1 protein-coding gene is annotated in these 12,575 nt (G+C 44.2%); it reads left to right on the top strand.

Annotated elements, in window-relative coordinates; translation table 11 throughout:
- The first annotated feature begins 3 nt into the window (after positions 1-3).
- Entirely contained in the window at positions 4-12,552 is a 12,549-nt protein-coding gene (locus ACQQ6X_RS12070) for a non-ribosomal peptide synthetase (RefSeq protein ID WP_305165510.1), read from the top strand.
- Positions 12,553-12,575: the final 23 nt, after the last annotated feature.

Below are 12,575 nucleotides of genomic sequence, written 5' to 3'. Positions count from 1 at the left end.
ATTATGAGTAAAGATCTGCAAATTCAAAATATATTCCGATTAACCCCGATGCAACAAGGAATCTTGTTCCATAGCTTACTAGATCAAACTTCTTACGCCTATTTTGAACAAGTGAGTCTTACCCTGAACGGCTTACTCGAGGTAGAGCTTCTCGACCGAAGTCTTTCTGTTCTATTTGAGCGCCATGAGATATTGCGCAGCAATGTTTTTCACGCCAATATTGAAGAGCCTAAATTGATCGTATTCCAGCAGAAGCATCCATCAATTCACTTTGAAGACATTTCCTCACTGGCGCAATCTGACCAGGTGGCCTATATAGAACAGTTTGTGCAACGTGATAAGGCCAACGGATTTGATATTACCCGGGATGAATTATTCCGGGTTTCCATCTTGCAATGTGCGTCTAATGTATACAAGCTGGTCGTTAGCTTCCATCACATCATTATGGATGGATGGTGCTTAGAAATCGTTTTGAAAGAATGGTTCCAGATCTACACATCATTGCAAAAGAATGAGCCAGTTCAGCTAGGGGAGGCTCCTTCCTATGAAAAATACCTCAAATGGTTGGACAAGCAGGATACAGATACAGCGCTTATGTTTTGGGAGCAATATTTGGATGGTTTTGAACAGCAGAGCATCTTGCCTACAAGTGGTAAAGGGAGCCACGTTGATTACGATCCACAGCAGCAAGTCTTTAGCTTTGATCCGCAATTAACAGGTCAGTTGGAGTCACTGGCCAAAGAACTCAAGGTTACGTTGAGTACATTGTTTCACTCCATCTGGGGTCTGTTGTTGATGAAATACAACAATACCCGCGATGTAGTATTTGGCTCTGTCGTTTCTGGTCGTCCGTCAGATATTCCGGGAGCAGAAAATATGGTAGGCCTATTTATCAACACTATTCCAGTGCGTATATCGAGTGAAGAGGATCATCTTGCCTTTTCGGATTTCGTCCAGGACGTACAACACTCGGTTATGGAGGCTGGACAACACCATTATGTGCCCCTTGCTGATATTCAGGCGGGTAGTTTGTTAAAGAGTAATCTATTACATCATATTTTGGCCTTTGAAAATTTTCCGGGTATGGAGGAAGCCTCTGATCACGAGAACGAAAACAGTTTAGCGGTTTCGGAGATGGCTGGTTTTGAACAGACTAATTATTCCTTCAACCTTAACGTTGTCCCCGGTGAGAAACTGCTGATGAAATTCAGCTATAACGGTCTATTATACGAACCAGAATATATAGAACGATTAGGCCAACATGTTGAGGAAATCGCCCGCACTGTAGTTTCGTCTGCAGATGTAGTTTTGAACGAAATAGATATTATTTTGCCAGAAGAAAAAGAAGTGATTTTAAAGAAATTCAACGGAACGGACGCTCCTTATCCAAGAGAGAAGACGATTCATCAATTGTTTGAAGAGCAGGTGGAGCGAACACCGAAACATCCGGCAGCCCTATACAAAGATCGGCAATTGACGTACCAGGAGCTGAATGCCCAAGCGAATCGGGTGGCTCACGTCCTGCGGAAGAAAGGGGTCGGGCCCGATCAGATGGTGGGCATCGCAGTTCATCGATCACTGGAGATGATTGTCGGCCTGCTGGGGATTTTGAAGGCAGGTGGGGCGTATCTGCCGCTACATCCAGAGGACCCGGAAGAACGACTGGGATTCATGCTGGAGGATAGCGGGGCGTCCATCCTGCTGACCCAGCGGGATCAGTTGGACCGCCTTCGTCCGCACGGAGCTAATCGCGAGTTGATCGCTATTGAAGATCTACTGATGGACGGGATGGAGCTTACAGGAGAAGAGTGCGAGAAGAACCCGGAACCTGTTAACCGCTCGACCGATTTGGTGTACGTGATTTATACGTCAGGCTCCACCGGCAAGCCGAAGGGGGTCATGATTGAGCACGCTTCGCTGATCAACCGTCTGCACTGGATGGAAAAACGAATTCCGTTTGGAGCCGAGGATGTGATCCTGCAAAAAACGCCATACACCTTTGATGTATCGTTGTGGGAGTTGTTCTCGTGGGCGATTCAGGGAGCGACAGTATGCTTTTTGGAGCCAGGAGGCGAGAAAAACCCGGCAACGATAACCGAAACGGTGGAAGCCAATGGGGTAACAGCGATCCATTTTGTGCCATCGATGCTGGGAGCATTCCTGGAGTATATCGAGCATAGCGGAGCCGCCGGAAAAATGCGCAGTGTCCGGCGAGTATTTGCCAGCGGGGAAGCGCTGATGACAGAGCATGTCCGCCGATTTAACCGCTTGCTGGGAGCCGAAGGAGCCACGTTGCACAACCTGTATGGACCGACGGAGGCAACGGTAGAGGTGGCGTATTACGACTGTCCTGCGGAGCAGGAACCGGAGAGCATTCCAATCGGGAAGCCGATTGATAATGTGAAATTGTATATTTTGGACAGCAAAGACCGATTGCAGCCGATAGGCATACCGGGCGAGCTGCACATTGGAGGGGACTGCGTAGCCCGGGGATATGTGAATCGGAAAGAACTGACGGAGGAGAAGTTCGTAGAAGACCCATATTGCGCAGGGGGACGGATGTACCGGACGGGAGACTTAGCGAGATGGCTACCGGATGGAAACATTGAATATATGGGGCGGATCGACCATCAAGTTAAAATTCGGGGCTACCGGATTGAGCTGGGTGAGATTGAAGCAGCCTTACTCGCATACGAAGGTGTCAGGGCGGCTACAGTGCTTGCCCTTGATGATCGAGCTGGCGGCAAATATTTGTGCGCATATTTCGAAAGTGGAGAAGGTTTGAATACATCTATTTTAAGGGCACATTTGAAGGCACTCATACCGGACTACATGGTGCCAAGTCATTTCGTTCGGCTAGATGTTATGCCGCACCTGTCCAGTGGCAAGGTTAACCGTAAAGCGCTACCCGAACCGGATCACAGGCTGCGAACCACCAGCTATGTTGCACCGAGAAATGAAACGGAAAGAAAGCTAGCGGAGATTTGGGAGAAATTGCTGGATATATCCTCCATCGGTATACATGACGACTTTTTCGAACTGGGCGGACATTCACTAACGGCGACTCGACTCATGTCCCGAATCAATAAGTTACTGCAAGTTGAAATTCCACTCCGTGATATTTTTGCACATCCGACCATCGAAGAAATGAGTGTTTTAATCTGCGGACCAGAAGTTGCAGCTGGGACGATGATTGATATTGCTCCTGCCGAGCTACGTGATTCTTATCCGGTGACATCCGTTCAAAAGAGACAAATGATTTTACATCAGTTTGAAGGAGCAGAAACAGCATACAATATGCCTTTTGCCTTACTGGTGGAGGGAGAGCTGGACATCCAGCGGCTGGAGCGAGTGTTCAGGGATCTAATAGATAGGCATGAGGCATTGCGGACATCATTTGAATGGGGCACAGAGGAGCCAGTACAAAAAATTCATAGTGAGGTTCCATTTCAACTGAGTCTCCAACAGACTGATAATAACGGAATAGAAGCACAGGACAAACAGATTCAAGCGATATTCCAAACGTTCGTAAGACCGTTTAACTTAGGTCAGGCTCCTTTGTTGCGAGCGAAGCTGGTCCGTATTTCGGACAATAGGCATATTTTAATGGTAGATATGCACCATATTATTGCAGATGGTGTTTCCATGAGCATTTTGGCTAATGATTTCACAACACTGTATCACGGGAACTCACTGCCACCACTGCGTATTCAATATAAAGACTACGCCGTTTGGAACAGTGGGTGGATCAAAGAAGGACACTTGATGAAGCAGGAACAGTACTGGCTAGACTTGTTTTCGGACGAGCTTCCTGTTCTTAATCTGCCAACTGACTTCACAAGGCCTCAAGTTCAAAGCTTTGAAGGTGATCGGTATTCTTTTCAAGCTGACAAGAAACTTAGTGAAAGTCTACAGCAATTTGTTGCAGAGAATCGGACCACCTTATTTATGGTATTGCTATCGGCTTACAACGTATTGCTGCATAAGTATTCAGGCCAGGAAGATATCGTGGTAGGGTCTCCAATAGCAGGTCGGAATCATACGGATTTGGAAAATATTATGGGGATGTTCGTCAACACACTTGTGCTACGTAACCATCCAGCTGCTGACAAAACGCTCAAGCAATTTTTACTGGAGGTGCAAAAAAGCAGCCTGGAAGCATTCGAACATCAGGACTATCCAATAGAGGATCTCGTAGATAAGCTCGAACTTCACAGGGATTTAAGCCGAAACCCTCTGTTTGATACAATGTTCTCTCTAGAAAATACCGATTCGGTAAGCCCGCAAGCTGATGGGATATCCATATCGCCATATTCTGTTGAAGTTGGCATAGCCAAAGTTGATTTAACGTTAACCGCAGAAGCGGGTCAAGAGGGACTCTCATTCCGAATTGATTATTGTAACAAGCTGTTTCACAAAGAAAGTATTGAGAGAATGTCGAAGCATTATTTGCAGATTTTGCAGACTATTGTGGACGCTGCGGATCTCCGAATTAGCGACGTAAATATGGTAACTGCATCCGAAGAAGAGATCCTGTTAAGGAAATTTAATACGGTAGCCGCTTTTAATGAGAAAGAAAACCGAAAATTGCTGCATCAGCTCTTTGAAGAGCAGGTAGCGAAGACGCCGGAGCGTGTTGCAGTATCGTTCGAGGAACAGCAATGGACTTACAGCGAGTTAAATGACAAAGCGAATCAGCTTGCCAGAGTGCTTAGAGATAAAGGAGTACAGGCCAATACGCTTGTAGGCATTATGGTAGAGCGATCTTATGAAATGATAGTCGGAATCCTAGGGATTTTAAAGGCTGGGGGTGCGTATGTTCCTCTGGCACCAGATTATCCTGCGGAGCGAATTAGTCTGATGCTATACGATTGCAAGATAACACTATTATTGGCTTCCCATCAAGTTCTGACTGAATCAACTTTCATAAAAGAGGCAGGAGCAGATGGGTTTGCCGGGGAAATCCTTGATTTGGATCAGCTCGATACAATTGTTAAGGATTCGGATTCTAGTAACTTGCCTTATGTGAATGAACCGAATGATTTGGCATATGTGCTATACACCTCTGGCTCAACAGGTAAACCAAAAGGGAATCTGACCATGCATTATAACGTGGGAAGATTGATTAAAAATTCTAATTATATTGATCTTACGGAACAGGATATTCTCTTGCAGTTATCTAACTATGCCTTTGATGGATCGGTTTTCGATATATTCGGTGCTCTGGTCAATGGTTCTAAGCTGGTTCTCTTACGTAAAGAGAATATGCTGAATCCAGAAAAATTGTCTTCTTTAATTCGAAATGAAAATGTTTCGGTATTTTTTATTACTACTGCCTTGTTTAACACGTTGATCGAAACCAATATTGAATGTTTTACTACAATTCGCAAAGTACTTTTTGGTGGAGAGCGGGTTTCGCTACCGCATGTGAGTAAGTTGTATGAACATATCGGACCCAATAAAATGCTGCACATGTACGGTCCTACCGAAAGTACGGTCTTTGCTACCTGTTATGGTGTAGATCAGATTCATGAACGGAAAGGTACAATTCCGATTGGAGCTCCGATTACAGGTACTACTGTGTACATTCTGGATAAAAGTCTTAAATTGCAGCCTATTGGTATACCGGGAGAGCTTTGTATAGCAGGGGATGCACTATCCCAGGGCTATTTGAACCTACCTGATTTCACAAAAGAAAAGTTTATAGACAATCCATTTAATCCAGGCGAGAAAATGTACAAAACAGGTGACATTGCAAAATGGCTTCCAGATGGAAATATTGAATTTGTAGGCCGCCAAGATCATCTGGTGAAAATTAGGGGGTTTCGGATAGAGCTTGGTGAAATTGAAAATCAACTGCTATCTCACGAACGCATTAAAGAGGCAATAGTTGTAGCTAAGCCGGATCAATCCGGCCAAAACCGTATTTCTGCATATATTGTGACAGATGGGGAATTAAATACTTCAGCTATTCGCCGTTACTTGGCGAAGTATTTACCAGATTACATGCTGCCATCCAGCTTAATACTGCTGGACAGTTTGCCGCTGAATGCTAACGGCAAGGTGGATCAGAAGAAATTGCCAGAACCTCATATCAACTTAGACTTAAGCACGCTGTATGAACCGCCGACAAGCCCTACGGAAGAGAAGTTGATCAAAATTTGGGAAGGCGTGCTGGGACAAGAGGGAATTGGAATTAGTCACAGTTTTTTTGACCTTGGAGGAGACTCTATTAAGGCCATTCAAGTTATCGCAAGGTTGAGTCAAGAGGGATTAAAGCTGGATATGAAGGACATATTTCAGAACCCTACTGTTCAGCAAGTAGCACCATATGTCCAACGTCGTTCCAGAATCATTGACCAGAAGGTGGTAACAGGTGAGGTACAGCTAACTCCAATCCAAAGATGGTTCTTCGAAAATGTACAGGATGATCGGGACCATTTTAATCAAGCTGTTATGCTGTTTACTAGCGGTGTATTTGATGAAGAAGCCCTAAAAACTGCTTTGGAGAATATTATTATTCACCATGATGCCCTACGAATGGCGTATGAGATCGGTCAGAGTTCTGTTAGCCAATACCATACGGGAACGAAGTTAAAGCCTCTTCATTTAAATATTTATAATCTACAAGGAAATAACGATGCTGAAAGCAAGATTGAGGAAGAGGCTAGTCGACTACAGGCTACCATGGACTTAAGAGCAGGCGAGATTATCCGGGTTGGCTTGTTCCAAACAGATCAAGGTCAACATTTGCTGATTGCTATTCACCATTTAGTTATTGATGGGGTCTCCTGGCGAATCTTATTAGAGGATTTGGAGAGCACATATACCCAGGCATTACAAGGTGAGGCTATCACTTTGCCGGATAAAACAGACTCTTTTCAGTATTGGTCTGACCGGCTTGCAGAGTATTCGAATAGTCGGGCTTTACTAAAGGAGAAGGCATATTGGCAGCAAATTGAAGATGTCCAATGTGAGTCTCCATTTCCTCAGAAGAGAGCAGTTACTGACGAGGATGGAGTGAAAAAAGAAAGAACGAGTATAGCTGTCCGGTTGGACAAGCAAGATACACAGCTACTGCTTGGAACTGCTCATCAGGCCTATAATACCGAAATTAATGATTTATTGTTATCAGCACTTGGATTGGCTATTAAGCAATGGGCGGGTAGTAAAATCTTCGCTATTAATCTTGAAGGACATGGCAGGGAAGAGATTATGGAGGAGATTGATATTACTCGAACCATAGGCTGGTTTACTTCGATGTTTCCTGTTGTTCTGGATATGAGGGATAGTGAAGATATTTCATCTGTTATTCGGCAAACTAAGGAAATGATTCGGCATATCCCTAATCGAGGGATTGGATACGGAATTCTGAAGTACTTGACCGATGTGGAGCATATTCAAGATATAGATTTTAACATACAGCCACAAATCAGTTTTAATTATTTGGGACAATTTATGGATGGTACGCAAGAGGGAAGCTTTGAATCGTCACCGTTATCTCCGGGACGTTCTGTTGGTGAAGGGGCAGAAGGCCATTTTACACTGGAAATCAACAGTATTGTTTCCCAAGATCAACTGTTACTTGAATTTGGGTATGTTCGTGACGATCACGAAGACCATGCTATTGAACAATTATCCCTTATGTATATTGAGCATTTAAAAATGTTACTTAATCACTGTACAAGCCTTTCACAGAAGGTTCTAACACCATCTGATTACCAAGACCATACTCTCTCTATTCCTGAGTTAGATCAGATTCTCAAACAGTTTGGTGGGACTGAACAGGTAGAACATATTTACCCGTTAACACCTATGCAGCAGGGAATGCTGTTCCATTACATGATGGAGCCGGAAACCACAGCTTATGTGGAACAAGTCGCGATTGAAATTGAAGGTGAACTACAGCAGGAACTTCTGGTACAGAGTTTTCAAGAATTGTTGGCAAAATATGAAGTATTGCGTACAAATTTTGTGTTTACTAGTATACATGAACCTCGGCAAATCGTGCGTAAACATCAACATGCAGAGTTTCAGTTTTATGACCTTACCGGGATGAATGAGCAAGAAATCACCGCTTATCTTGAGGATTACAAAAAACAGGATCTTCTACGTGGATTTGATTTATCCAATGAAGCACTAATACGTATAAATGTATTAAAAACAACTCCTGATAAGTTCCTTATGACGTGGACCTTCCATCATATGATTATGGATGGATGGTGCGTAGGAATTGTCTACCACGATTTTATGAGTATGTATCTAGAATTGAAAAATGGTAGACCGCTTAAGTCTGAAACAGCTCCTGCTTATTCAACTTATATTCATTGGCTGGAAAAGCAGGACAAAGAGGAGTCCATACAATATTGGAAACAGGCTTTGGATGGATATATGCAATGTGCAGTTATACCAAAGACGTCCAAATTGCAGGCTAAAGAAAGTGGTTACCAGACGAGTCAGCTGGAATTTTCGTTAGACCAAACATTGACACGACGATTAACAGAGATTGCATCTCATAATCGGATTACGGTCAACACGTTGTTCCAATCCATATGGGGGGCATTGCTCCAAAGATATAACAATACCAACGATGTAGTATTTGGAGCCGTAGTTTCAGGGCGACCGCCAGTAATCCCAGACATTGAGAGCATGGTAGGTATTTTCATTAATACGATTCCCGTGCGAATTTATGGCGAGGAGAATGAAAGCTTCATTGAAATGGCCAAGAGAGCTCAACAAAGCTCTATTGAATCTGTTAAGTATGAGTACACATCGTTAGCGGACATTCAGTCCATATCCACACTGAAGCAAAGCCTGTTAGATCATATTATTGTGTTTGAAAATTACCCTGAGTATGGCGAAGAAGAGGCGCTGCAGAAGCACAATCTGAAAATCCATGTGCGAGATATGGCCTTTTATGAACAGACAAACTATGACTTTAATCTTATTGTTTCCCTAAAAGAAGAACTGAACATTAAATTTCTGTACAACGCCGATACCTTAAGTAGAGAATTTGTGGAACGTATAAAAAATCATTTAAATGGCGTGGTCCGACAAATCGTGGATAATCCGGAGATGAGTATATCCTCGATTGAAGTAACTTCTTTACCAGAGAAAGAAGTGATTTTGAATGAATTTAACAATACGACGGCGATCTATCCGCGAGAGAAGACAATCCATCAATTGTTTGAGGAGCAGGTGGAGCGAACACCGGAACATCCGGCAGCCCTTTATAAAGGACGGCAACTAACGTATCAGGAGCTGAATGCCCAAGCGAATCGGTTGGCTCATGTGCTGCGGGAAAAAGGAGTAGGACCTGGTCGTGTGGTGGGGATCGCGGTTCACCGGTCGTTGGAGATGATTATCGGACTACTAGGAATCTTGAAAGCAGGTGGAGCCTATCTGCCGCTGAATCCAGAGGACCCTGAAGAACGACTGGCTTTCATGCTGGAGGACAGTGGAGCATCCATTTTATTAACCCAGCAAGAGTTAGCGGAGCAGCTTCGTTGTCATGGAACAACCCGGGAACTGATCGCTATCGAAGATATGCTGGTACAGAAAAAGGAGCAAACAGGAAGAGAAAAGAATCCGGAATCGATCAATCGCTCGACGGATTTGGTGTATGTAATTTACACCTCGGGATCTACGGGTAAGCCCAAAGGAGTCATGATTGAGCACGCCTCTCTGATCAATCGTCTGCACTGGATGCAAAAGCGGATTCCGTTTGGAGCGGAGGATGTGATCCTGCAAAAGACACCGTATACCTTTGATGTATCGTTGTGGGAATTATTCTCGTGGGCCATCCAAGGGGCAACGGTATGCTTTTTGGAGCCGGGAGGAGAGAAGGACCCGGCAACCATAGCTGATACGGTTGAGGCTAATCGGGTAACGGCGTTGCACTTTGTGCCGTCAATGCTGGGAGCGTTTCTGGAATACATGGAACACAGCGGAGCAGTAGGGAAAATGCACAGTGTACGGCGTGTATTTGCCAGTGGGGAAGCGCTAATGACAGAGCATGTGCGACGGTTTAACCGTCTGCTAGGAAGCGGCGGTGCCACGCTGCACAATCTGTATGGCCCAACGGAAGCGACCGTGGAGGTGGCGTATTATGACTGTCCTGCCGAGCATGAACCGGAGAGCATTCCGATCGGGAAGCCGATTGATAACGTAAAATTGTACGTTTTGGACAAGAAGGACCGTTTGCAACCGATAGGTATACCTGGGGAACTGCATATTGGAGGCGACTGTGTAGCCCGAGGATATGTGAACCGGGAGGAATTGACGAAAGAGAAATTCGTAGAAGATCCATACGAGCCGGGAGGACGGATGTACCGAACAGGAGATCTGGCCAGATGGTTGCCGGATGGAAATATCGAATATATGGGCCGAATAGATCATCAGGTAAAAATCCGCGGGTATCGGATCGAACTGGGTGAGATTGAGGCGGCTTTGCTTGCACATGATGGAGTTCGGGCAGCGGCAGTGCTTGCCCGTGCTGATGACCGAACAGGGGCTCCTAGTTTGGGTGCATATCTTGTTGCCGAACCTCATGTGACAACGGCAATGTTGCGGCAAAATCTATCTGTCTCAGTTCCGGAGTATATGATTCCAGCTTATTTTGTATTCTTAGATCAGATGCCGCTCACGTCGAGTGGTAAGATTAATCGTCGTATGCTATTAGAAATTGAGCTGGAGTTTGGCACCGGAACGGAATATGTAGAGCCCAGCAGCGAGTTGGAAAAGGAACTAGTTGAGATTTGGATGAGTGTACTCGGCATTGAAAATGTGGGTATCGACGACAATTTCTTTGAACTGGGAGGACATTCTTTAACGGCTATTCAGCTTGCATCCAGGTTACAGGGGATTTTGAATAGTGAATTACGGCTAAGCAGTATCTATCAATACCCTACGGTCAGAGAGTTGGCACTACATGTGGAAAAAATGGAAGAGAACCATTCTGCACTTGCCCAACAATTTGATCAAATTATAGCGTTGCTGCATCAAAAGCTTAACGTTAAGGGATGGATACATCGAGAGCAACTAAATGGGAATGGGAAGTCTTATATCGTTCTGCATTTAGAAGATGGAGCCATTCCTTTCGAAAAAGAGATTATGGAACTGTTGGACATGAATTGTGATGAGTCGATCCAGCCTCATTACATCACTTGGCATGGAGAAGAAACCCTGAAACTAGAGAAGGTCAATCCTGAAGATATTAAGAGCAGATGGACAGAAAGAATTGACAGGGATCTGGATGTTTTCTCCAAAGCTATTCTAAGCTCAGGAGTAATAGAGAGACTGCCTGTTTCTCCAACACAACGCTACCATCTCCAACATAGTGATATTTCCGGTACAATTATTCCACTAGAAAAACATATGAACATGGTAAATGTGGAAGAAGCGATTCTGCAGATTATTCGAGAGCAAGATTTGATGAGAAGTACGCTGTGTGAAGAAAACGGAGAATTGCAGTGGCAGGTAAGGGAAGCACCGGTTCATCTTCCTGTACCTCTGGTGGATATCTCTATGTATGATGAAGAGACACAGCAAGAGATTCTGAATAACATCATCTGGCCTTATTTTTATAAGAAGCATGAATTGAGCAACGCACTCTTATATCGGATATTGATGGTGAAAAAGAATCTGAAAGATTACATGCTTATATTGCCTTTTTCGCACTCGATCTTTGATTTTATGAGCAGTGAGATAATTAAGCACCAGTTCAACACTTATTATGAAAGTGTACGCGCTGGAAAGGAAACGCCTAAAGGGAGCAAAAATCGTTACTCTGATTTTACAGCTCATATTATGGAAGGGCCTCAGGGTGTCGATGATTTGGAACTAGTCACTGCCTATAGTCTAGATCAGTTTGATCGTGCAATGGGTCGTATAACCGATTTTGTCGATCAAAAAGCAGTACTTGAAGGGCATACAACCGTTATTTGGGATTTGAAATCTTCCGAGAGAGCAGTTCACTTGGACACCACTAGTCACTGGGAGATCGCATTCTTTACGTTTACTGCTTTTTGTAAAATGTATTTCGAGCTTAGTCAGGTTCCAATTTGGGTAACGCAGTATGGACGAAACTTTGGAGAGAAGCGTTACTACGATATTATTGGCGAATTTGTGGATCATATCCCGATACTAACTAATCTAGATCAAAGCCTTATATCTCTAGAACAACAGGTTCGTCAGAATGTTCAATGGGCAGCTGAACATAATATCAGCTTTGCCAACTTAATGTATAACCCGGATGTACAGAACGATTATCCTTTATCTGGAGGATACTTGCAGCAGGCTTTGGATAGGATGCCGATTGTATTTAATTTCCTTGGTGAGCTGAGAAGTGAGCATCAACTCCTACAAACGGTGGATCTGGGTAATGTCAATGTCGAAGGAAGAACACGAATCTTATGCGAAGTGTGGCATGATAGCGAGTCTAATTTGTTTGCGGCACTGACTTTACCTTTTTCAGAAGACGAAAGTATAGTACGGAATCATTTACAAAGTGCCTTGGAGCAATTGGAAAGACGCTGGGCAACCGTTCTGTAACTCTTGCCCTAACCGAATAGGGG

The sequence above is a fragment of the Paenibacillus ottowii genome (genome assembly GCF_050516475.1).
Taxonomy (GTDB): Bacteria; Bacillota; Bacilli; order Paenibacillales; family Paenibacillaceae; genus Paenibacillus; species Paenibacillus ottowii.
This window is presented reverse-complemented; position numbering and strand designations above follow the sequence as displayed.

Excerpts from the sequence above, each read along its gene's own strand:
- ACQQ6X_RS12070 (WP_305165510.1), top strand. The coding sequence starts at position 4 with ATGAGTAAAGATCTGCAAATTCAAAATATATTCCGATTAACCCCGATG.